This is a genomic window from Pseudomonas oryzihabitans (assembly GCF_007665395.1).
GTDB lineage: Bacteria > Pseudomonadota > Gammaproteobacteria > Pseudomonadales > Pseudomonadaceae > Chryseomonas > Chryseomonas psychrotolerans_C.
Genome location: NZ_VDND01000016.1, coordinates 1 through 22,287 on the forward strand (window position 1 = coordinate 1; position 22,287 = coordinate 22,287).

The following is a 22,287-nucleotide window of genomic DNA, read 5'->3' on the forward strand; positions in this document are numbered from 1 at the left end:
GGCCCTGGCCGAGCGCGCCGGTTCGCTGCTCGACGAAATGGTACCGTCCATCAGCAAGACCTCCGATCTGGTACAGGAAATCGCCGCAGCGTCCGAAGAACAGAGTAGCGGAGTCACTCAGATCAATAGCGCCATGCTGCAACTCAACCAGATCACCCAACAGAACGCCTCGGCCTCCGAGGAGCTGGCCGCCACGGCGGAAGAGATGAGCGGTCAGGCCGAGCAGCTGCAGCGGCTGATGGGCTTCTTCAATACCGGCGACGGCCGTGTGGTCCAGGACCTCGAGCGTGCCATCGAGCAGGCTCGCCCGGTCGTGGCCCGGGCGCCCCAGCCGGCCCCGCGCCGCACCCTGCTGGCCGCGGGCGGCCTGCCGGACGGTTACGTCCGCTTCCCGGAGTAATGGCGTCATGAATGCCCTGACCCTTGGCGACATCGTTCACGAACACCTGGGACACCAGCACCTGACCTTCGTGGTCAAGGGCGAGACCTACGCGGTGGATACCCTCGCCGTGCGCGAGATCATCGAGTTCGGCCAGCTGACCCAGGTGCCCTTGATGCCGGCCTGCATTCGCGGCGTGATCAACCTGCGCGGCGCCGTGGTGCCGGTGGTCGATCTGGAGGCGCGCTTCGGAGGCGCGCCGACCCGCGTCGGTCCGCGCACCTGCATCGTCATCCTCGAGGTGAGCAATGCCGAGGACACCCAGGTGCTGGGCGTGGTGGTCGACGCGGTGAGCGAGGTGCTGGAGATCGCCGCGGCGGACATCCGTCCGGCGCCGGCCTTCGGCAGTCGCCTGGCGCCGCATTTCATCGCCGGCATGGTCAAGTCCGCCGAAGGCTTCGTGACCTTGCTCGACGTAACCCGGGTGCTGGACGTCGCCGAACTGGCCAGTCTCGCCCAGGCGAGTGCCTAGCCACCCCAATCCCCCTGGTGTCAGCGGCGTTCGCCGGCGCTACGAGAACACAGCGGTACATCGCGCCGGAGGCGCCCTCGATATGCTCACCAATCTTCGCGTCTCGACCAAGCTGGCGATCGGCTTCGGTGCCGCCATCTTCATGCTCCTGCTGACGATCGGCGTGGCGATCCTGAACATGGAGAAGATGAAGGAAGCCGCCGACACCATGTCGCAACGCAACTTCCCGCTCACCGTGCTGGCCAATACGCTGTCGCGCAACACCCTGGATTCCGGCCGCCTGATGCGCAACCTGCTGCTGCAGGACGCCGTCGAGGCGCGGGCCAAGACCCTGGAGGACATCAAGCGGATACGCGCCGAGAACGCCGAGATCCTGGCTGAGCTGGGCAAGCGGGTGCAGAGCGATGAAGGCAAGCGCCGCCTCAACGCCATCATCGAGACCCGCCAGCGCCTGCAGGACAAGTACACCGAGTTCTTCCGGCTCTTGGAGGTCGATCGCGGCCAGGCGCGGGATTACCTGCTCAATGTGTTCGCCCCGAACAACAACGAACTCGTCACCGCGGCCAGCGCCCTCAATGAGCACCAGGCTCAGCGCATGATCGCCTCGGGAGAGGAGGCCACCACCGCCTACGTCGACGCCCGCAACCTGATGATGGTGATCGGTGCGGTCGCCGTGCTGGTGTCGCTGCTGCTGGGCTACCTGATCGCCCGCAGCCTGATCCGTCAGCTGGGTGGCGAGCCGGCTTATGCCGCCGAAGTGGTGCAGCGCGTCGCCCGTGGCGACCTCAGCGTCGAGGTGGTGACCCGCGCGGGCGACACCTCCAGCATGCTCGCCTCGGTGCGCACCATGACCACCACCCTGGCGCAGATCATCAGCGATGTGCGCAGCTCGGCCGATGGCCTGGCCAGCGCCTCCGAGGAGGTCTCGGCCACGGCCCAGAGCATGAGCCAGGCCAGCACCGAGCAGGCCGCCTCGGTCGAGGAGACCAGCGCCAGCATCGAGCAGATGTCGGCCTCCATCGGCCAGAACACCGAGAACGCCAAGGTCACCGACGGCATGGCCGGCAAGGCCGCGCGGGAAGCGGAGGAGGGCGGCCAGGCGGTCCGCGAGACGCTGGTGGCCATGAAGACCATCGCCGACAAGATCGGCATCGTCGACGACATCGCCTACCAGACCAACCTGCTGGCCCTCAACGCCGCCATCGAGGCCGCCCGCGCCGGCGAGCACGGCAAGGGCTTCGCCGTGGTGGCCGCCGAGGTGCGCAAGCTGGCCGAGCGCAGCCAGGTCGCCGCCCAGGAGATCGGCACCGTGGCCAAGAGCAGCGTCGCCCTGGCCGAGCGCGCCGGGTCGCTGCTGGGCGAGATGGTGCCCTCCATCAACCGGACCTCCGACCTGGTACAGGAAATCACCGCGGCCTCCGAAGAGCAGAGCGCCGGCGTCGAGCAGATCAACGGCGCCATGCTGCAACTGAGCCAGATCACCCAGCAGAACGCCTCGGCGTCGGAAGAGCTGGCCGCCACCGCGGAAGAGATGAGCGGCCAGGCCGAACAGCTCCAGCAACTGATGGAATACTTCACCCTGGGCGGTGCGCCGGCGGCACCGCAGGTCGCGCGCCCCAGCAACAACCGTCCGGGCCCCAGCCTGGCCGAGCGCACCTCGGCGCTGGTCGATACCTCGCGGCGGGTCCCGCGGGGTAGCGCGCCGGCCGGTTTCGCCCGTTTCGAGGAGCACGCCTGATGCTATCGCGCCAGTTTCTGACCTTTCAGCTCGCCGGTGATCTCTACGGCGTCAACACCGCCTGTGTGCGCGAGATCATCGAGTACGGCGCGGTCACCACGGTGCCCATGCTGCCGCCCGCCATCCGCGGCGTGATCAACCTGCGCGGCGCCGCCGTGCCGGTGATGGACCTCGGCGTACGCTTCCGCCACCAGGTGACCGAGACCTCGCGGCGGAGCTGCATCGTGGTGCTAGAGATCCAGGTCGAAGGGGGCCCGCAGGTGTTCGGCATCGTCGTGGACGCCGTCTGCGAGGTGCTGGAAATCGCCGCCGACGGCATCGAGCCGGCGCCGCGCTTCGGCGCCGCCATCCGTACCGACTTCATCCTCGGCATGGCCAAGCAGGGGGCGGGCTTCGTCATCCTGCTCGACATGGACCGGGTGCTGGGCGCAGACGATCTCGCGCAGCTCGCCGCCGTGACGGCTGCCTGAGTACCGGCCCATGGACCTACCCGCCCTGAGCGACAGCGAATTCCGGCAATTCCGCAGCTTCATCTTCCGGGTCGCCGGCATCAGCATGTCCGATGCCAAGCGCCCCCTGGTCAGCGGCCGGCTCGCCAAGCGCGTGCGCCAGCGGGGCACGCCCAGCTACGACGCCTACTTCCAGCTGATCCAGCGCGACCAGGCGGAATGCCAGATCGCGGTCGATCTGCTGACCACCAACGAAACCTATTTCTTTCGCGAGCCCAAGCACTTCGACTTCCTGCGCGAGCAGGTACTGCCGAATTGGGATCGCCGCCAGCCCTTGCGGCTGTGGAGTGGCGCCTGCTCCTCCGGCGAAGAACCCTATACCCTGGCCATGACCCTGGCCGAAGGGCTGGGCGAGCGGCCTTGGGAAATCGTCGCGTCCGACCTGAGCACCCGGGTGCTGGCCAAGGCGCGTGGCGCCCAATACCCGCTGGCGGAAGCCGAGAACATCCCGTCCGCGCTGCTGCGGCGCTATTGCTTCAAGGGCGTGGGCGACAACGATGGCACCTTCCTGGTGGATCCGCGCCTGACCGCGCGGATCTCCTTCCGGCAGATCAATCTGAACAACTCGCTGCCGGAGCTGGGGACCTTCGACATCATCTTCCTGCGCAACGTGATGATCTACTTCGATCTGCCCACCAAGCGCCAGGTGGTGTCCCGGCTGGTGCGCCATCTGCGGCCCGGTGGCTACTTCTTCGTCAGCCATTCGGAGAGCCTCAACGGGGTGACCGATGCACTGAAGATGGTCAGCCCTTCCATCTATCAGCGTCCGCTCTAGCCATGACCGCCCGGCCAGAACTCTTCCTGCGTCCTGGCGAATGGTATTTCGGCGCGGGGGAGCTGCGCGTCCGCACCATCCTCGGCTCCTGCGTGGCCTTCGTGTTCTGGCATCCCGGTCGCCGGCTCGGCGGCATGACCCATGCGCTGCTGCCCAGTCGCCAGCGTCCGGCGCCCGGCGCCGTGGCCGATGGGCATTACGTCGACGAGTCCCTCGCCCTGATGTGCACGGCCGTCGCCCGGCACGGGGGCGATCTGGCCGGCTACCAGGTGCGCCTCTATGGTGGTGGCAACATGTTTCCCCAGCTCCTGCACGGGCGGGCCAGGAATATCGGCGAGCTCAACGTCGACGCCGCCCTCGCGCAACTCGCCGCGGCCGGCTTGCACGCCGTCCACAGCCATGTCCGGGGCGCCGGCCATCGCAAACTGTCCCTGGACCTCGTCGACGGCCAGGTGCTCATGCAACAGGTGGGGCTGACTGTTGGCCCGCCGCTCAAGAGACTCATTCCATGAACAAGATCAAGGTCCTTATCGTCGACGACTCCGCCGTGGTGCGGCAGGTGCTCGCCCAGAGTCTCGCCGAGGATCCCGCCATCGAGGTGCTGGGCGTCGCCGCCGACCCGGTGTTCGCCCAGGACAAGATGCGCAAGCAATGGCCCGACGTCATCGTGCTGGACGTGGAGATGCCGCGCATGGACGGCATCACCTTCCTCAAGAAGATCATGGCCGAGCGTCCGACGCCGGTGGTGATCTGCTCGACCCTGACCGAGAAGGGCGCCGCCACCACCCTGCAGGCCATGGCCGCCGGGGCGGTCAGCATCGTCACCAAGCCCCAGGCCAATCTCAAGCAATTCCTCAAGGATGCCTCGGACGACCTCACCAGCGCGGTCAAGGCCGCCGCCAGGGCCAATCCCAAGCGCCTGGCACCGCGCGCCGCCCCCGTGGTACCGCCGCCCAAGCTCAGCGCCGACGCCATCCTGCCGGCCGGTGGCAGCCCGGCCATGGCGCGCACCACCGAGCGCATCGTCGCCCTGGGTACCTCCACCGGCGGCACCCAGGCGCTGGAAGCGGTACTCACCACGCTGCCGCGGGTCTGCCCCGGCATCGTGGTGGTCCAGCACATGCCCGAGCGCTTCACCGCGGCCTTCGCCGAGCGGCTGGACCGTCTCTGCGAGCTGGAAGTGCGCGAGGCGCGCCATGGCGACCGGGTGTTGCCCGGACGGGTACTCATCGCCCCGGGTGGTCGGCACATGCTGCTCAAACGCAGTGGCGCCCAGTACCAGGTGGATGTGGTCGACGGGCCACCGGTCAGCCGCCATCGGCCCTCGGTGGACGTACTGTTCCGCTCGGTGGCCCGCGCCGCCGGCAGCAATGCCCTCGGCATCATCATGACCGGCATGGGCGACGATGGCGCCCGGGGGCTCAAGGAATTGCGCGACGCCGGTGGCCGCACGCTGGGCCAGGACGAAGACAGCTGCGTGGTCTACGGCATGCCCAAGGAAGCCATGAAACTCGGCGCGGTGGAGCAGGAGATCGGCCTGAACCAGATCGCCGCAGCCATCCTCAAAGGCGGTTGCTAGACGAACTTGTGGGGCGCGCCGCACTCCAAGCGCCAGCACGCAAGGAGAGCCCCATGTTCGACATCTGCCACTGGATCAACGAACCCGAGACCTGGCTGGCCGAGGCCGATCGGTTGCGCGTCATCACCGATCGCCACAGTGACTTCTGGCGCCAGACCCATGACGGGAGCGAGCGCCACAGCGGCCATTTCTTCGGTGCCCGGGTCACCAGCGGCTTCACCGCCCAGCTAAGGGTCGCCGCACGCTGCAAGAACCAGGGCGATCACGCCGGTCTGATGGTGCGGATCGATGACCAGCACTGGCTGCGCGCCGGCATCGGCTATTTCGACGACACCCCGCAGTTGCTGAGCGTCTTGACCCTGGGTCGTTCCGACCTGGCGCTCGGCGCGCCGCTGGGCGAACGGGAAGACGTCTGGCTGAGGATCACCCTGACCCAGGGCACCCTGCGCGTGCAGGCATCGTTCGACGGCCAGCGCTGGCCGCTGCTGCGGCTGGCCAGTGTGCCGGCGGCGGCGGAATACCGGGTCGGCCCGGTGTGCGGCACGCCGGAGCGCGGCGGCATGGAGGTGGCGTTCAGCGACTTCGGCCTGCAGGCCCCGCTGCAGCGAGGCCTCGCCGACCTGAGTTGAGGCGGGGAAGGGCGTTCAGCCGACGGTGACGGGGGGCAGCTCCACCTGCTGGACCTGCACCGGCTTGCGCGGAGCGACCACCTTGGCCACGCCGTCCACGACCTTGTCGCCGTGCTGGTTGAACACCCGGGTGGCCAGGTTCACGCGGAATTTCGGCAGCTTTTCCAGCACCTCGATTTCCACCGTCAGGGTATCGCCCAGCTTGACCGGCTTCTCGAAGGTCATGGTCTGGTCGACATACAGGGTACCCGGGCCGGGCAGGTTGCAGGCCACCGCCGCGCTGATCAGGGCGCCGCTGAGCATGCCGTGGGCGATGGGCTCGCGAAACAGCGTCTTGGCAGCGAATTCGGCATCCAGGTGCAGCGGGTTGCAATCGCCGGAGAGGGCGGCGAACAGCAGGACGTCACGCTGCTCGATGGTGCGGGTCACGGTCACCTTCTGGCCGATCTCGAGGGCTTCATAAGGGATGTTTTCGGTCAGGCTCATGACGCGCTCCGGCAGCTGTGAGAGGGCGGCAGACGCCGCGAAGCCGGGCATTCTACCCAGGCTCGGGGCGCGAGGCTAATCGGCTCGGGGAAAAGCCTGGAGATAGTATGACCATGCTTGACCGTTTGGTCATAAGGTGACGTTAAGGGCGCATATTGATGCTGTTGCGGGCAAGGCAAAGCTGCTAGGCTCGCAGGGCCGGTTCACTGCTGATCACGGCACTCTCCCACGAACAATAACCAAGAGCAGGAGCGGGCTGCATGATGCCGAATTTCTGGAGTGACAAATATCCCGAGGGCATCCAGACAGACATAGACCCGGGACGCTATCGCAACGTCCTGGCGGTATTTCGCGAAGCCTGCCAGACCTATGCCGAGCGCCCGGCCTTCAGCAACCTGGGCCGTACCCTGAGCTACCGCGAGCTCTATCAGCTTTCGGGCCAGTTCGCCGCCTACCTGCAGAAGCATACCGACCTGCAACCGGGCGATCGCATCGCCGTGCAGATGCCCAACGTGCTGCAGTATCCGGTGGTGGTCTTCGGCGCCATGCGCGCCGGCCTGGTGGTGGTCAACACCAACCCGCTCTACACCGCGCGCGAGATGCAGCACCAGTTCAAGGACTCCGGCGCGCGGGCGCTGGTCTGCCTGGCCAACATGGCGCACCTCGCCGAGCAGGTGCTGCCGCAGACCGATATCCGCCATGTCATCGTCACCGAGGTCGGCGACCTGCTGCCGACCTTCAAGCGGCTGCTGGTCAATGCCGTGGTGCGCCATGTGAAGAAGATGGTACCGGCCTACCGCATTCCCCATTCGATCCGCTTCGTCGACGCCATGACCAAGGGCGAGCACGTCGATTTCGCCGACGCCGATCCGGCGGGGGAGGACGTCGCCGTGCTGCAATACACCGGCGGCACCACCGGCATCGCCAAGGGCGCCATGCTGACCCACGGCAACCTGGTGGCCAACATGCTGCAGTGCCAGGTGCTGATGACCAAGTACCTGGGCGGTGGTGCCCAGGTGATGATCGCGCCGCTGCCGCTCTATCACATCTATGCCTTCACCATTCACTGCATGGCCATGCTCATCCAGGGCAACCACAATGTCCTGATCACCAATCCGCGCGACCTGCCGGCCTTGGTCAAGGAACTCAAGCAGTGGCGCTTCAACGGCTTCGTCGGCCTCAATACCCTGTTCGCCGCCCTGTGCAACAACGAGGAATTCCGCCAGCTGGATTTCTCCCAGCTCAAGGTGACCTTCTCCGGTGGCATGGCCCTGCAGCAGTCCGTGGCGCTGCGCTGGGAAGAGGTGACCGGCTGCGGCATCTGCGAAGGCTATGGTATGACCGAGACCAGCCCGGTGGTGAGTTTCAATCCGCTGGAGCGCCGCCGGCTGGGTACCATCGGCGTGCCGGTGCCGGGGACCGACTGCAAGGTGGTGGACGCCGATGGCGTGGCCCAGGGCTTCGACACCCCCGGTGAACTCTGCGTTAAGGGGCCCCAGGTGATGAAGGGCTACTGGCTGAGACCTGAGGCCACCGCCGAGGTGCTGGATGCCGAGGGCTGGCTGCGCACCGGCGACATCGCCATCATCGAGCCGGATGGCTACCTGCGAATCGTCGACCGCAAGAAGGACATGATCCTGGTGTCCGGTTTCAACGTCTATCCCAACGAGCTGGAAGAGGTGCTCTCCCAGCTGCCCGGGGTGCTGCAGTGTGCGGCCATCGGTATCCCCGACGAGGTGGCGGGCGAGAAGATCAAGGTATTCGTGGTGCCCAAGCCCGGTGCGTCCCTGACCACCGAGCAGGTGCTCAAGCACATGCATGACCACGTCACCGGCTACAAGCGACCCAAGCTGGTGGAATTCCGCGACAGCCTGCCGACCACCAACGTCGGCAAGATCCTGCGCCGCGAGCTGCGTGACGCCGAACTCAAGAAGGCGTAACGGAGCGCCTGCACATCCCCCGTACCGCTACCTCTCGTCGACTGGTAGCGGCGCGGCGCTTCGCCGAGCATGGTTTTCGCAAGAGGTTCGGGTATAAACCGCAGGCGGCATTTTGCCGTCATGACCTCCGACCTCTCTCCTCGAGGACACACCATGCGAATTCGCGTAAGCCAGGCCTTGCTCGGTCTCCTGCTGCTGGGCTCCACCGTGCTTGGCCAGGCGCAGGCCGGTGAACCCATCCGCGTCCTGTTCGTGGGCAACAGCTACACCTTCGTCAACGACCTGCCGGCCATGGTCCGTCAAATGTCCGTCGACGCCGGTCAGCCGCGCCCGCTGGACGTCAAGCATGTGACCTTCAGTGGCGCCAGCCTCGAGGAACACTGGAAGCGCCACGATGTACAGGACGAACTGGCCAAGGCCCAGTACGACTACGTGGTGATCCAGGATCACAGCATGATGCCGGTGAAGAATCCCGACCTCACCCGCCAGTACGTACGCCTGATCGCTGACCTGGCCCGCCAGGATGGTGCCCAACCGATCCTCTACCTGACCTGGGCACGGCAGAACAACCCGACCATGCAGGCGCAGCTGGACGGCGTCTACACCCCCCTGGCCAAGGAAACCGGCGCGCTGCTGGCGCCCGTGGGGCAGGCCTGGCAGAAGGCCCTGGCCGAGCAGCCGGCACCCGGCCTGTTCCTGCCCGATGGTAGCCATCCGTCCTTCACCGGCACCTACCTGACCGCCTCGGTGTTCTATGCGCTGATCTACGGTACCCGCCCGCCGTTGCCGGCCGCCGCGGACAAGATCAAGTTCGATCACGCCGACCCGGCCGACCTGCAGCAGGACGCCTGGAAGGCGCTGCAGTCCCTGGACATGGCCCTGCGCACGCCGCCCGCCAAGCTGAACATGGCGAGCGCCCAAGCCAAGCGCTGATCCCGGTCGGGCCCTGCGCGACGTCCGTCGCGCAGGGCCGCTTCCCCGGCTCTTTTCCCCGTCGTCTTCTTGTAAAGCCCCGCCGCACCCCCCAACTCTTTTACACTTACCGGTCCAAGCGACCGCCGTCGAAAGAGTTTCATGACCGATACCCCCTCCGTTGCCCGTCTCGCCGCCAACCTGGACCAGGCCTTCAACGCCGACCGCCATCGCCTGAGACGCCAGCTCCAGGCCTTGCAGAAGCAACCCGATCCGGCCCGCGAGGCCCAATGGCTGGAGCGCTTCCAGGCCTCCTGTGCCAAGGTCGAGACGCGGCGCGCCAGCGTGCCGACCATCCGCTACGACGACGCCCTGCCCATCGCCGCCAAGCGCGAGGAGATCAAGCGCGCCATCGCCGGGCATCAGGTGGTGGTGATCGCCGGCGAAACCGGCTCGGGCAAGACCACCCAGCTGCCCAAGATCTGTCTGGAACTGGGCAGAGGTGTGCACGGCCTGATCGGCCACACCCAGCCGCGGCGGCTGGCGGCGCGCAGCGTGGCGGCCCGGGTGGCCGAAGAGCTGGGTTCGCCCCTGGGCGAGCTGGTGGGCTATCAGGTGCGTTTCGAGGACCAGAGCACCGATGCCAGCCTGATCAAGCTGATGACCGACGGCATCCTGCTGGCCGAAACCCAGCACGACCGCTTCCTCGAACGCTACGACACGATCATCGTCGACGAGGCCCACGAGCGCAGTCTCAACATCGATTTCCTGCTGGGCTTTCTCAAGACCCTGCTGCCGCGGCGGCCTGATCTCAAGCTGATCATCACCTCGGCGACCATCGACCTGGAACGCTTCGCCAAGCACTTCGACGGCGCGCCCATCGTCGAGGTGTCCGGCCGTACCTATCCGGTGGAGACCTGGTACCGACCCCTCAGCTCGGAGGTGGACGAAGACGGCGAGCGCCTGGTGGACGATCTCTCGGTGGACCAGGGCATTCTCCAGGCGCTGGACGAGATCGAAGCCCACGAGCGCAGCGTCGGCCAGCGGCCCGGCGATGTGCTGGTATTCCTGCCCGGCGAGCGCGAGATCCGCGATTGCGCCGAGGTGCTGCGCAAGGCCCAGCTGAAATTCACCGAGGTCTTGCCGCTCTATGCCCGGCTGACGCCAGCCGAGCAGCAGAAGATCTTCCAGCCGCGCCCCGGGCGCAAGATCGTGCTGGCGACCAACGTCGCCGAGACCTCGCTGACCGTACCGGGCATCCGCTACGTGATCGACAGCGGCACCGCGCGCATCAGTCGCTACAGCTACCGGGCCAAGGTCCAGCGGCTGCCCATCGAAGCCATTTCCCAGGCCAGCGCCAACCAGCGCAAGGGCCGTTGCGGTCGGGTCGAGCCGGGCATCTGCATCCGCCTCTACAGCGAAGAAGACTTTCTCGGCCGGCCGACCTTCACCGACCCGGAGATCCTGCGCACCAACCTGGCGGCGGTGATCCTGCAGATGCTGCACCTGCGCCTGGGGCGGATCGAGGATTTCCCCTTCATCGAGCCGCCGGATGGCAAGGCGATCAAGGATGGCTTCACCCTGTTGCAGGAGCTGTCGGCGGTCGACGTCGAGGGTCGGCTGCTGCCCCTAGGCCGGCAGCTGGCGCGCCTGCCCGTAGATCCGCGCCTGGGGCGCATGCTGCTGGAGGCGACGGAGCAGGGCAGTCTTGCCGAGGTGCTGATCGTCACCAGTGCGCTGTCGGTACAGGACCCGCGCGAGCGGCCGGCGGATCGCCAGACCCAGGCCGATCAGGCCCATGCCCAATGGAAAGACCCGGATTCGGACTTCGCCGCCCTGGTCAATCTCTGGCACGGCTTCGAAGAGCAGCGCCAGGCGCTGGGCTCCAATGCCCTGCGCAGCTGGTGTCGCAAGCACTTCCTCAACTATCTGCGGCTGCGTGAGTGGCGCGACGCCCACCGCCAACTGACCCTGCTGTGCCGCGAGCTGGGACTCCAGGTGCGCAAGGCCGAGCCATCGTCCCCTGCACCGGCTCAGGCCGCTGATAAGCCGGTGCCCACCACCGACAAGCACGTCAACGCCAAGGCGCAGCAACAGGCCGAGGCCAGCGAGGCGGCGCTGCGTGCCCGCGGCTATGCGGCGTTGCACAAGGCGATTCTCGCCGGTCTGCTCAGCCAGATCGGCCAGAAAAGCGAGGACGGCGACTACCTCGGCGCGCGCCAGCGGCGCTTCTGGATCCATCCCAGCAGCGTCATCGGCCGCAAGAAGCCCACCTGGATCATGGCGGCCGAACTGGTCGAGACCACCAAGCTGTTCGCCCGCATGGTCGCCAAGATCGAGCCGGACTGGATTGAGCCGGTGGCCGGGCACCTGGTCAAGAAGACCCATCTGGAGCACCATTGGGAGAAGAAGCGTGGCCAGGTGGTGGCCTACGAACAGGTCACCCTCTATGGCCTGATCGTGGTCGGCCGCCGCCCGGTGCATTTCGGCCCCATAGATCCGCCCGCCGCCCGCGAGCTGTTCATCCGCGAGGGCCTGGTGCGCGGCGAGATCAACAGCCGCGCCAAGTGCCTGGCGGCCAACCGGGCGCTGCTGGGGCGGCTGGACGAACTGGAAGCCAAGGCGCGCCGCCGCGATATCCTCGCCGACGAGGAGACGCTGTTCGACTACTATGCCGCGCGGCTGCCGGCGGACGTCTACCAGACCGCCACCTTCGACAGCTGGTACCGCCGCGAGAGCGCCAAGCAGCCCGAGCTGCTGCTGATGCGCGAGGAAGATGTCCTCGCCCGCGAAGCCAGCGAGGTCACCGCCGCCCAGTATCCGGATACCCTGCGCCTGGGCGAGCTGACCCTGCCGCTGTCCTATGAATTCGACCCGACCCATCCGCGCGATGGCGTCACCCTGCGGGTGCCGGCGCCGCTGTTGCCGCAGTTGCCGCCGCAGCGCCTCGACTGGCTGGTGCCGGGCCTGCTCTACGACCGCTGCGTGGCGCTGGTGCGCAACCTGCCCAAGGCGCTGCGCAAGAACTTCGTGCCGGTGCCGGATTTCGTCCGCGCGGCGCTGGACAAGATCCCCTTCGGCGAGGGCTCGCTGCACGAGGCCCTGGGACGCGAACTGCAACGCATGACCGGCGCGCGCATTCCGGACGAAGCCTGGCCGGAAGCCGAAGCCGGCCTGGATCGCCATCTGCGCATGAATCTCGAGGTGGTCGACGCCCAGGGCAAGCCGCTGGGCGAGGGCCGCGACCTGGCCGAGGTGACGGCGCGCTTCGCCCAGGAAAGCCAGGCGGCCCTGGCCCTGCCGACGCAGAAACGCCAGGAGCAGCGCCCGGTAGAGGCCAAGGCCTTCGCCGAGGTGGCGGCCAAGACCCAGCAGCAGGTGGCCGGGCTGTCGATGACGGTCTATCCGGCGTTGGTGGACGAGCAGGGCACGGTGCGCGAAGGTCGCTTCGCCACCCAGGCCGAGGCCGCCTACCAGCACCGCCGGGCCCTGCAACGGCTGCTGCTGCAACAACTGGCGGAACAGGCCAAGTTCCTGCGCGGCAAGCTCCCCGGCCTCACCGAGCTGGGCTTGCTGCACCGCGAACTGGGGCGGCCGGAAGCCCTGGTGGAAGACATCCTGCTGGCCAGCCTGGATTCTGCCATCCTCGCCGACGAGCCGGAGCTGCCCCGCGATGGCGCCGGCCTGGCCTCCCTGGCCGAGCGGCGCAAGGCCGGCTGGACCGAACAGGCCGAACGGATCGCGCGGCTGACCCTGGAGATCCTCAAGCTCTGGCATGGCCTGCAGAAGAAATTCAAGGGCCGTATCGACCTGGCCCAGGCGGTGGCGCTGAACGACATCAAGGCGCAACTGGCCAGCCTGGTCTATCCCGGTTTCGTCCGGGAGACGCCGCTGGAGTGGCTCAAGGAATATCCGCGCTATCTGAAGGCCATCGAGCAGCGCTTCGACAAGCTCGGCGGCCAGGTGCAGCGCGATCGCGTCTGGAGCGGCGAATTGGCCGGGCTCTGGGAACAGTATCGCGCCCGCGCCGCCAAGCACGGCCAGGAGGGCAAGCGCGACGCCAACCTGGAGCTCTATCGCTGGATGCTGGAGGAGTATCGGGTCTCGCTCTGGGCCCAGCAGCTGGGGACGCGGATGCCGGTGTCGGACAAGCGCCTGAACAAGCAGTGGAGCCAGGTGGAGGCCTAGGGCTGGACGGCAGCTGCCTGCGCTCGGTGAGGCTGCGTCGAAAGACGCTGCGCCTGACCGTCGCTCGGCGACTTGTCGTACGGGACCGCAGGGTCATCCATCGGAAGCGGTGCCGGCCTGAAGGGGCCCCTGGCATAGTGAGGCCATGACCCAGGCCAGTTTTCGCTTCCACGGTGCGCTCGAACGCTTCCTGGCCCCGGCCCACCGCGGCCGGGCGGTCTGGGTCGAGTGCGCGGCCGTGGCGAGTGCCAAGCACCAGATCGAAGCGCTCGGCGTGCCCCATACCGAGGTGGGTCTGCTGACGATCAATGACCGGCGCGCGGCGCTTGGGCACCGCCTGGCGGATGGCGATCAGGTCATCGTTTATCCCGCCCAGGCGGCCGAGGCGGGAAGCTCAGGTGAGCGACAGGTGGCAGCACGGCCGCGCTTCGTCGCCGATGCGCACCTGGGCGCCCTGGCACGACGCCTGCGCATGGCCGGTTTCGACACCCTCTATGACAACGCCTACGCCGATCCTGCCCTGGCCGAACTGGCCACTCGCGAAGGGCGCGTCCTGCTCACGCGGGACCGTGAATTGCTCAAGCGGCGCACGGTGATCCAGGGCTGTTACGTCCATGCCCTGCAGCCCGAGGCGCAACTGCGCGAGCTCTATGAGCGCCTGGGGTTGCGGGCCTGGGCGGCACCGTTTTCCCGCTGCCTGGCCTGCAATTCGGCACTCCAGGCGGTGGGCCTGGAGCGCGTCGGCACGCGGGTCCCGCCGCGCGTTCGGCAACGTCACAGGCATTTCCTCTACTGCCCCCAGTGCGACAAGGTGTTCTGGGAGGGCAGCCATTGGCAGGCCATGCGCGAGCGGCTGGAGCGGGTCTAGGCTTCGTCTGGAACGTGCCTGCGCTCGGCATGCTGCGTTGGCAAGCAGCTGGATCGCCGGTTCGGCCTAGGCGGCCCCATCGCGATGCCAGGTTACCCCTCGCAGACTCGCTTGCGAGCCCAGCCCGCTTCCTCACTGATGTTCGCCTTGCCTGGCCTTCGCGCGGCGATCTCAGCCGAACCCTAGCGCGGCAGCACGTGGCGCAGCGAGCCGCCGACGTCCGGCAGGTCCATCTCGATGCGCCGCCAGTAGGCTTCGGCAAAGCTGTAGAGGGCGAAGGCGATCAGGCCGAGGCCGACCACCGACAGGATAAGGGTGCCGAAGGGCAGGTTCTGCAGGCCGTTCAGCGCATCCTTCATGCCCGGCGGATGCAGCGCCTGGTAGCGCGAGCCGCTGACCATCAGCAGCACGGCAATCTCGACGAAGGCCACGCCGCGGGCGATCAGGCCGAAACGGCCGATGGGCCGGATCAGGCGAAGTTGTTCAGGGCTGGCTTCGAGATAACGTTCGAAGCTGGCTTTCCAGCCCTTCACAAAATGCGCCAGACCCACCCCGAGGGGAATGAGTGCAGCGACGTACACCAGCAGGTTGGAGTAGCGCCAGCCGAGCAGCATCTGCAGGAAGTCGTTGGTCTCGCCGCCCGAGCCACCGCCTTGGCGTAGGCCGCTGACCAGCAGGCCGAGGGCGAAGAAGGCGAGGGCGCCATAGGTAATACCGCCCACCAGCAGACCGGCGCGGATCACCAGGCCCTTGGGCTTGCGGCCATGGTCGTCGACGTCGCGTAGCGCCTGCAGGATGCGCCAGGCCGCGAAGGCCACTAGCCCCACCACCACCAGGCCGACCAGGAAATGGCCGAAGGGCTGGGTGAGCAGGGCTTCCAGGCTGTCGTGGCTGTCCGCCGGCTGACCGGAGCCCCGGGCGGCGAGCAGGGCGAGCACCCCGATGATCAGGTAGACGAGGCCACGGGCGGCGTAGCCGCTGCGGGCGAGTAGGGTGAGTCCGGTACGGGTGCGCATCTGTTTGATCCTGTTACATCTTGCCTTGTACTGACCGGTCGCCCACGACTGGGTTCTCTCGAGCGGACGGACGCTGCGCCCGCGCTGGCGGAACACCGGTTTTGGCCTTAGGCTCGTACCCTTTGCCCTGGCGACAGTTTCATGGACAAAGCACGACTGCTCACCCTCATTCTCCAGGCACTGGAAGCCGACCGTGAGGTCATCAGCCAGCAGCTGGCGGCCAGCCATGAGGCGGCGACCCATAGCGAAAGCAAGGCCGAGAACAAGTACGACACCCGCGGTCTGGAAGCGGCCTACCTGGCCGACGGCCAGCGCCGCCGGCTGCACGAGATCGAACTGGCGCTGGCCGCCTATCGGGCCCTGACACCAGTGGCCATGGGCGACGGTATCCGCGTCGGCGCCCTGATCGAGTTGACCACCGCGACGGCGAGCCGCTGGCTGTTCCTCGGCCCGGATGCGGCGGGACTCAAGGTCAGGCTGGACGGCCAGGAGGTGCTGGTGATCTCGCCCCGCGCGCCCCTGGGTCAGGCATTGCTCGGGCGGGAAGAGGGCGATGAGGTAGAGGTGACGGTGGAGGGCAAGGTCCACCGGCAAGAGATCCTGGCGGTGTACTGAGCGTCAGGCCGCCCTCAGGGTCATCGTAGGTTGGGTTGAGCGCTAGCGAAGCCCAACAGCTTTCGCCCCGGTACGTGCCTCGTTGGGCTTCGACGATGGAGCCGTCTCAACCCAACCTACGAACATCCCCGCCGGATGAGCCCCGTAGGTTGGGTTGAGCGTCAGCGAAGCCCAACGCCTTTCACCTCGGCAGGAATCCTTTTGGGCTTCGACGATAGGGCCGTCTCAACCCAACCTACGAACATCCCCCCGGATGAGCCCCGTAGGTTGGGTTGAGCGCTAGCGAAGCCCAACAGCTTTCGCTCTGGTACGGGCCTCGTTGGGCTTCGACGATGGAGCCGTCTCAACCCAACCTACGATCATGGCCGTCAAAGGCTCAGGCTTCGACGCCCTCCACCGACCGGTTGGCCCGGGGTGGGGTTGCCTCTTCCTTTTCCTGCTTCGGCCCGTGCTGCTCGAGCCAGGCGCGGGTCTGCTGCTGGGCCTCGTCGACCTTCTTGTTGAGGTCGTCGAGGGTGCCGCCCAGGGTTTCCCGGGCCTGCTCGCGGGCGGCTTCTTCCACCTTGGTGGTGAAGCTGTCCGCTGCCTTCTCGGCGCTGTCACAGCCGCCGAGGCCGAGGAGCAGCAGGATGCTGGCGAGTCCGAGGATGGCTTTGGTAGTCATGGTCGTCTGCTCCTGATCACGAAGGCCGGTTCAGTGAATCACGCCGCTCATGACCGGCAGCCGCGCCCTTGGCCTCGCCACGGGTCTTGTACAGTGACACCAGCACGCCGCCGGCTAGCAGGCCGAGGGTCACGCTCAGGGAGAGCGCCGGCGGGATCTTGCCGATGATGCCCACCAGGAAGATCTTGCAGCCGATGAACACCAGCACCAGTGCCAGGGCGTACTTCAGATAGGCGAAGCGGTGGATCATCGCCGCCAGGGCGAAGTACAGGGCGCGCAGGCCGAGGATGGCGAAGACGTTCGAGGTGTAGACGATGAAGGGATCCTGGGTGATGGCGAAGATGGCCGGCACGCTGTCCACGGCGAACACTAGGTCGGCGCACTCGATCACGATCAGCGCGAGGAACATCGGCGTCACCCAGAGCACCGTCTTGCCACTGGCATCGGGCTTGCGCACGAAGAAGTGCTCGTTGTGCATCTCGTCGGTGACGCGCAGTTTCTTGCGCAGGAATTTGATGAAGACGTTGTCGTCGAGGTTGGGCTCTTCATCCACCTTGGCGAACAGCATCTTGACCCCGGTGACCACCAGGAAGGCGCCGAAGATATAGAGGATCCAGTCGAACTGATGGATCAAGGCCGCGCCCAGGCCGATCATGAGGGCGCGCAGCACGATCACCCCGAGGATGCCCCAGAACAGCACCCGGTGCTGGTATTCGCGCGGGATGGCGAAGAAGCCGAAGATCACCGCCATCAGGAAGACGTTGTCCATGGACAGCGACTTCTCGATGAGAAAGCCGGTGACGTAGTCGAGGCTGGCGTCGGCGCCCTTGAGCTGCCAGACGAAGAGGGCGAACAGCAGGCCCGCGCTGATGTAGCCGGCGGAGAGCAGCAGACTCTCCTTGACCTCGATGGGCTTGTTCTCCTTGTGGAGCACTCCCAGGTCGAAGGCCAGCAGGGCGATGACGACGGCGAAGAAGGTGAGCCACATCCAGGTGGCGGTGCCGAGGAAGTCGGCGATGAAGAATGCATGCAGGGCGTTCATGAGCCCCTCCTTAGTCAAGTTCAAGACTATGACTCGACATGGCGGCACATGCCGTCAGAGGGGCCCGGGTCACCCAGACAGGATCAGCAACTACCGCACAGTCGGCAAGGGCAGCAGTTTTACAAAATGCGACCGCTCTGGATCAGGCTTCTCGGGAGGAGTGGTGGCCGGTGATCAGCCAGCGGCCGTCTAGTTGTTCGAAGGTGAAGAGAAAGCGCGCGGGGACGCTGATCGCCCGGTCGCCTTCGCGGTAATGGAAGACATAGAGACCGCCGACCACCACGGTGCCGAGCGTGCTGCTGACCCTCTTCTTGAAGATCTGCACGTCGCACACCAGGCCTTCGTTGGCGAGAAAATTGCGGAAATACTCGCGGCGGCTGTCTTCGCTATCGCGTACCTCGTTGGACAGCGTCGGTACCAGGATGGCATCGGCGGCATAGAGGGCGAGGATGGCTTCCACGTCGCGGGTGGCGACGGTGGCAGCCCAGGTATGCAGCGCGGCCTTGGCCCCGGCGAGGCTGGCGATCGCTTCATTGGAGGGGGTGGGCGAGGGGGCAGGTGGGGCGGCGGACATGGCAGGAACCTCAGCAGAAGACAGATTGTTATAATATAACAATCTGTCTTCTCCGGGTGGCGGCACGCTTTACCTGGTGGGCCGGTGCCCGGTCACGACGCGCAAGGGCCAACGTCCTGCGCGCCTGCTTGACGAGCGCCCGTGGATCAGCGGTTTTCCACCTTCGAGCGCAAGGGGATCTCTTCGCGCGAATCGGTCTGGGTCTCCGGCTGGCCGACCATCTCCTCGTAGACGGCGGGCTGGGCGATGAACAGGCGGACGTCCTTGACGTCGTCGAGAATGCGGCGGGCTTCCTCCACCGAGGCCACGTGCAGGGTAGCGCCCTTGTCGTCGGCGACCGGAACCGAGGTGCCCTCCACCAGCGCATGGATGACGTAGGAGCCGCCTTCCATGGACACCAGGTTGACTTCCTGCACCGCGCCGGCCTTGACCTGCTGATTCAGCTCTTTGACATTCATCGAGACACCTCGGTTATCACGCTAACGAGCCCCACGCAGTGGCTGGGGTGGATATCGATTCGAGGTGGGAGCGGTGCCGGGAGTTCCGGTCATTGCCATTGCCGTACGGCCTCCTGCAGGGTGGCGCGGATCTCCGCGGCGAAGGCCAGGGTGAGGGTGCCGGCCGGGCGGTGGTCGGCCAGCAGCAGATAGCTGGTGAAACGGATCGCCGGCTGGAAAGGGCGCATTTCCAGGCCGGCGTGCAGGTAGTCCAGCGCCACCAGGGGACTGACGATACTGACGCCCAGGCCCAGGCCGACCATGGCGCAGATGGTGGCGGCATAGGGGGTTTCCAGGTTCAGCCGGCGGCGCTCGACCGGTTCCTGGAAATGGCGGTCGATGCGCGTGCGGGTGCTGTCGCCCGGCACCAGCGAGATGAATTCCTCACCGGCCAGGTCGGCCGGCGTCACCTCGTTGATTTGGCTCAGACGATGGCCGCGCGGGAAGACGCAGACCCCGGGCACGTCGCTGAGCAACTCCGCCGCCACGCCCGGCAGTTGCTCACCCACGTAGGAGGCCAGGCCCAGATCGCAGAACTGGGAGGCCGCCCAGTGGGCCACCGTCGGCGAATCGCTGGTGTGGATGGTGATGGCCACCTGCGGGTGCCGCTCGCGAAAGCGTTGCACCACCCGCGGCAGCAGGGTGAGCGACAACGACGGCACCGCGGCGAGGCGCAGCCGTCCGGTACCGCCCTGGGCGATGGCCCGGGCCGAGGCCTGCAGGCTGCCCAGGCCGACGAAGGCGCGCTCCACGTCGCGAAACAGGGCCGTGCCTTCTTCGGTGGGCAGCAGGCGCCCGGCGATGCGTTCGAACAGCCGGAAACCGCAGCTGCGCTCCAATTGGGCGATGAGCCGGCTGATGTTGGGTTGCGAGGTATGCAGGGCCTCGGCGGCGGCGGTCATGGAGCCAGACAGCATCGTCGCGCGAAAGGCTTCCACCTGTTTCATGTTCATCCGCTCACCCCATATCAGATCCGTATGGCTGCCTAGCGTATTGGCATTTGCCAGCATGACGCCATAAGTCTTACAAAAGACCCAAGGCGCGATGAACGCCAGCCATGGAAGACTTCCGCTGCACCTTTCGATCTGCCCTCGTAGCCCTGCCGCCGGCCACTGGCCCGGCGGCTGTCATCGCTCTTCTAGGAGGCAACATGTCGTATCGCGCGTTTACCGGTGCCGTCCTGGCGCTGGGGCTGGCCAATCTGGTGCAGGCGGCCCCCTTGCCCGCCGTGCCGCCCGCCCTCATCGACGCCGGCACGCTGCACGCCGGGGTGCGCTGCGACCAGCCACCCTATGGCTATCAGGACAGCAATGGCGACTTCGCCGGCGTGGAAGTGGAGATGTCCCGGCAGATCGCCGAGTGGGCATTGGGCTCACGGGACAAGGTGAGCTTCACTTGCGTCACCGCCGAGAACCGGGTGCCGCAATTGCTCGGCCGCAAGGTGGACATGCTGATCGCCACCCTCGGGGTGACGCCCGAGCGGCAGCGGGTGATCGACTTCACTACCCCCTATCGCTGGGGCGCGAGCGATGTGCTGGTGCGCAAGGACAGCGGCATCGATTCCATCGCGGCCCTGCGTGGCAAGACCCTGGCCACCCTCAAGGGTTCGGTGCAGGCCAAGTGGTTCGAAGACCACGAGCCGGAGATCAAGACCCTGCGCATGAACAGTGCCGCCGATGCCCTGCAGACCTTTCGCCAGGGCCGGGTCGATGCCTATACCCATGACGCCGCCACCCTTGTGGTGGTGACCGCCCATGACGACAGCGTCCGCCTGGTGGGCGAGCCCTTCCAGATTTCCGATGCCGCCATCGGGGTGCGCAAGAACGAGGCCGAGTGGCGTGACTATCTCAGCGCCGCCGTGGCGCGCATGCACGAGGAGCACCTGTTCCGCCCCTGGGTGGAGCGCCTGGTCCCGGAGAACATCCGCAGCTACTACCTGAGCGTGTTCGAACAGCCGCGGCCGGCGGAACGCCACTAGGAGCGCGGCGATGGACTTCGATCTGGACTATCTCTGGGCCCAGTGGCCGGCGCTGCTCGACGGCCTGCTGATGACGCTCAGGGTCTCGCTGCTGGCGATAGGACTGTCGCTGGTCATCGGCGTCGTCGGCGGGGCGGTACGGCTGTTTCGCGTGCCGCTGCTGGCGCAACTCGCCGCCGTCTACGTCGAGGTGATCCGCAACACGCCGATCCTGGTGCAGCTTTTCTTCATCTTCTACGGCCTGCCGGCGGTGGGCCTGGGCCTGTCGCTGTTCTGGTCGGGCGTGGTCTGCCTGTCGCTGTGGGCCGGTGCCTACCAGATCGAGAACCTGCGCGGCGGGCTGGCGACGGTGGAGCGGGGCATGCGCGAGGCCAGCCTGGCCCTGAATCTCAAGCCCTGGCAGTTCTTCTGCCTGGTCGCCTTGCCCATCGCCGTGCGCACCGCCTTGCCGGCGGTACTCAACACCGCCATCTCGCTGTTGAAGAACTCGTCCTACCTGCAGGCCATAGGCCTGGCCGAGCTGACCTTCGTCGCGGTGGATCGCATCGCCACGGATTTCCGTGCCCTGGAGATGTTCAGCGCCATCTGCGTGCTCTACCTGGGCCTGGTCGCCGTGCTGGCCCTGGCCACGCAACGCCTGTCCGCCCATCTGCAACGACCCTTTCGGCAGTGAGGCGACCATGAGCTTCTTTCTGGAAAACTGGAATTTCGTGGTCAAGGGCCTGCTGATGACCCTGCAGCTGGCACTGGTGGTGCTGCTCTTCACCACCCTGGTCTCGGCGGTGTTCGGGGTGCTGGCGACCTTGCCGCAGCGCTGGCTGGGTTGGCTGATCCACGCCTACGTCGAGCTGTTCCGCTCCATCCCGCTGATCGTCAACGTCTTCTTCATCTTCTTCGGCGCCCCGCTGCTGGGGGTGGATCTGTCGCCCTTCGCCGCGGTCACCACTGGCCTGACCCTCTGGGGCAGCGCCAACGGCATCGAGATCGTCCGCGGCGGCCTGCAGGCGGTGCCCCGGCACCAGTGGAAGAGCGCCTGGGCGCTGGGCCTGCCGCGCTGGCGGATCTACCTGCACATCGTCGGCCCGCAATCGCTCAAGGCCATCCTGCCGGCCTATACCGGACTGCTCACCCTGCTGGTCCAGGCCACGTCCCTGGGCGCCCTGGTCGGGGTGGGCGAGTTCCTCAAGACCGGCCAGACCCTGATCGAGCGCACCACCATGATGACCGGCGCCAGTCCGGCCTTCAGCGTCTACGGCACGGTGCTGCTCGTCTACTTCGTCATCTGCTCGCTGCTCAGCTGGCTCAGCCGCTACCTCGAGCGGCGCCTGGGTCGTCCGCTGACCCGCCATCCGTCCTAGAGAGGCAT

The 22,287-nt window shown here is 66.8% G+C and carries 22 protein-coding genes and 1 pseudogene; 16 read left to right on the forward strand and 7 right to left on the reverse strand.

Features of this window, described 5'->3' with window-relative positions; all coding sequences use genetic code 11:
- From FSV73_RS23705 to FSV73_RS23740, 8 genes and pseudogenes are all read left to right on the forward strand, one after another.
- Nucleotides 1-400: pseudogene (locus tag FSV73_RS23705) on the forward strand (methyl-accepting chemotaxis protein); the annotation flags it as partial.
- A gap of 7 nt (nt 401-407) precedes the next feature.
- A complete protein-coding gene (locus tag FSV73_RS23710; RefSeq protein WP_145012456.1) occupies nt 408-911 on the forward strand; it encodes a chemotaxis protein CheW in 504 nt (167 codons plus the stop codon).
- Nucleotides 912-993: 82 nt separating this feature from the next.
- The gene (locus FSV73_RS23715; RefSeq protein ID WP_145012460.1) at nt 994-2,649 is read left to right on the forward strand and encodes a methyl-accepting chemotaxis protein; all 1,656 of its coding nucleotides are present in this window, start codon (nt 994-996) and stop codon (nt 2,647-2,649) included.
- Nucleotides 2,649-3,119 carry a chemotaxis protein CheW gene (locus FSV73_RS23720; RefSeq protein WP_145012464.1) on the forward strand — a complete coding sequence of 157 codons (471 nt, stop codon included), beginning with the start codon at nt 2,649-2,651 and terminating at the stop codon, nt 3,117-3,119. Before FSV73_RS23715 ends, FSV73_RS23720 begins: the two co-directional genes overlap by 1 nt.
- A gap of 10 nt (nt 3,120-3,129) precedes the next feature.
- The gene (locus FSV73_RS23725; protein WP_145012468.1) at nt 3,130-3,933 is read left to right on the forward strand and encodes a CheR family methyltransferase; all 804 of its coding nucleotides are present in this window, start codon (nt 3,130-3,132) and stop codon (nt 3,931-3,933) included.
- A 2-nt stretch (nt 3,934-3,935) separates the two neighbouring features.
- On the forward strand, nt 3,936-4,445 hold the full coding sequence (locus FSV73_RS23730; RefSeq protein ID WP_145012472.1) for a chemotaxis protein CheD: 510 nt from the start codon (nt 3,936-3,938) through the stop codon (nt 4,443-4,445).
- On the forward strand, nt 4,442-5,512 hold the full coding sequence (locus FSV73_RS23735; protein WP_145012475.1) for a protein-glutamate methylesterase/protein-glutamine glutaminase: 1,071 nt from the start codon (nt 4,442-4,444) through the stop codon (nt 5,510-5,512). Before FSV73_RS23730 ends, FSV73_RS23735 begins: the two co-directional genes overlap by 4 nt.
- 53 nt (nt 5,513-5,565) lie before the next feature.
- Nucleotides 5,566-6,141: a DUF1349 domain-containing protein gene (locus FSV73_RS23740; RefSeq protein ID WP_145012478.1), complete on the forward strand. Its 576-nt coding sequence runs from the start codon at nt 5,566-5,568 to the stop codon at nt 6,139-6,141.
- Nucleotides 6,142-6,156: 15 nt separating this feature from the next.
- Here FSV73_RS23740 and FSV73_RS23745 read toward each other — a convergent pair whose 3' ends face one another.
- Nucleotides 6,157-6,627: a MaoC family dehydratase gene (locus tag FSV73_RS23745; RefSeq protein WP_007162137.1), complete on the reverse strand. Its 471-nt coding sequence runs from the start codon at nt 6,625-6,627 to the stop codon at nt 6,157-6,159.
- 260 nt (nt 6,628-6,887) lie between these two features.
- Here FSV73_RS23745 and FSV73_RS23750 point away from each other — a divergent pair, with 260 nt between their 5' ends.
- The 4 genes from FSV73_RS23750 (at nt 6,888) to FSV73_RS23765 (ending at nt 14,535) form a co-directional block, all read left to right on the forward strand.
- Nucleotides 6,888-8,567 carry a long-chain fatty acid--CoA ligase gene (locus FSV73_RS23750; protein WP_145012481.1) on the forward strand — a complete coding sequence of 560 codons (1,680 nt, stop codon included), beginning with the start codon at nt 6,888-6,890 and terminating at the stop codon, nt 8,565-8,567.
- A gap of 153 nt (nt 8,568-8,720) precedes the next feature.
- Complete coding sequence (locus FSV73_RS23755) at nt 8,721-9,500, forward strand: SGNH/GDSL hydrolase family protein (RefSeq protein ID WP_145012484.1); 780 nt, start codon at nt 8,721-8,723, stop codon at nt 9,498-9,500.
- 141 nt (nt 9,501-9,641) lie between these two features.
- Nucleotides 9,642-13,667 (forward strand): ATP-dependent RNA helicase HrpA, encoded by a 4,026-nt coding sequence (hrpA, locus tag FSV73_RS23760; RefSeq protein ID WP_145012489.1) that lies wholly within the window; start codon nt 9,642-9,644, stop codon nt 13,665-13,667.
- A 145-nt stretch (nt 13,668-13,812) separates the two neighbouring features.
- Nucleotides 13,813-14,535: a Mut7-C RNAse domain-containing protein gene (locus FSV73_RS23765; protein ID WP_145012492.1), complete on the forward strand. Its 723-nt coding sequence runs from the start codon at nt 13,813-13,815 to the stop codon at nt 14,533-14,535.
- 182 nt (nt 14,536-14,717) lie between these two features.
- Here the strand turns inward: FSV73_RS23765 and FSV73_RS23770 are convergent, their stop codons facing one another.
- Nucleotides 14,718-15,551 carry a DUF1206 domain-containing protein gene (locus FSV73_RS23770; RefSeq protein ID WP_145012495.1) on the reverse strand — a complete coding sequence of 278 codons (834 nt, stop codon included), beginning with the start codon at nt 15,549-15,551 and terminating at the stop codon, nt 14,718-14,720.
- Between the two features lie 141 nt (nt 15,552-15,692).
- Here FSV73_RS23770 and FSV73_RS23775 point away from each other — a divergent pair, with 141 nt between their 5' ends.
- The gene (locus FSV73_RS23775) at nt 15,693-16,166 is read left to right on the forward strand and encodes a GreA/GreB family elongation factor (RefSeq protein ID WP_145012498.1); all 474 of its coding nucleotides are present in this window, start codon (nt 15,693-15,695) and stop codon (nt 16,164-16,166) included.
- Nucleotides 16,167-16,542: 376 nt separating this feature from the next.
- Here FSV73_RS23775 and FSV73_RS23780 read toward each other — a convergent pair whose 3' ends face one another.
- The 5 genes from FSV73_RS23780 to FSV73_RS23800 all read right to left on the reverse strand — a co-directional run bounded on the left by FSV73_RS23780 (nt 16,543) and on the right by FSV73_RS23800 (nt 19,896).
- Nucleotides 16,543-16,830, reverse strand: a complete 288-nt coding sequence (locus FSV73_RS23780; RefSeq protein WP_145012501.1) for a hypothetical protein — start codon at nt 16,828-16,830, stop codon at nt 16,543-16,545.
- A 16-nt stretch (nt 16,831-16,846) separates the two neighbouring features.
- Complete coding sequence (locus tag FSV73_RS23785; RefSeq protein WP_145012504.1) at nt 16,847-17,872, reverse strand: TerC family protein; 1,026 nt, start codon at nt 17,870-17,872, stop codon at nt 16,847-16,849.
- Nucleotides 17,873-18,014: 142 nt separating this feature from the next.
- On the reverse strand, nt 18,015-18,446 hold the full coding sequence (locus FSV73_RS23790) for a DUF4440 domain-containing protein (RefSeq protein WP_145012507.1): 432 nt from the start codon (nt 18,444-18,446) through the stop codon (nt 18,015-18,017).
- 146 nt (nt 18,447-18,592) lie between these two features.
- The gene (locus tag FSV73_RS23795; RefSeq protein WP_140215453.1) at nt 18,593-18,904 is read right to left on the reverse strand and encodes a DUF6482 family protein; all 312 of its coding nucleotides are present in this window, start codon (nt 18,902-18,904) and stop codon (nt 18,593-18,595) included.
- An 89-nt stretch (nt 18,905-18,993) separates the two neighbouring features.
- Entirely contained in the window at nt 18,994-19,896 is a 903-nt protein-coding gene (locus FSV73_RS23800) for a LysR substrate-binding domain-containing protein (RefSeq protein WP_145012510.1), read from the reverse strand.
- A gap of 197 nt (nt 19,897-20,093) precedes the next feature.
- On the opposite strand from FSV73_RS23800, the gene FSV73_RS23805 reads away from it, so the two are divergent.
- Genes FSV73_RS23805 through FSV73_RS23815 form a run of 3 tightly spaced genes read left to right on the forward strand, consistent with a single transcriptional unit; the run spans nt 20,094 to nt 22,279 of the window.
- Nucleotides 20,094-20,921, forward strand: a complete 828-nt coding sequence (locus FSV73_RS23805; protein ID WP_260856152.1) for a transporter substrate-binding domain-containing protein — start codon at nt 20,094-20,096, stop codon at nt 20,919-20,921.
- 10 nt (nt 20,922-20,931) lie between these two features.
- Nucleotides 20,932-21,594 (forward strand): amino acid ABC transporter permease, encoded by a 663-nt coding sequence (locus FSV73_RS23810; RefSeq protein ID WP_145012513.1) that lies wholly within the window; start codon nt 20,932-20,934, stop codon nt 21,592-21,594.
- 7 nt (nt 21,595-21,601) lie between these two features.
- Complete coding sequence (locus FSV73_RS23815; protein ID WP_145012516.1) at nt 21,602-22,279, forward strand: amino acid ABC transporter permease; 678 nt, start codon at nt 21,602-21,604, stop codon at nt 22,277-22,279.
- Nucleotides 22,280-22,287 lie beyond the last annotated feature (8 nt).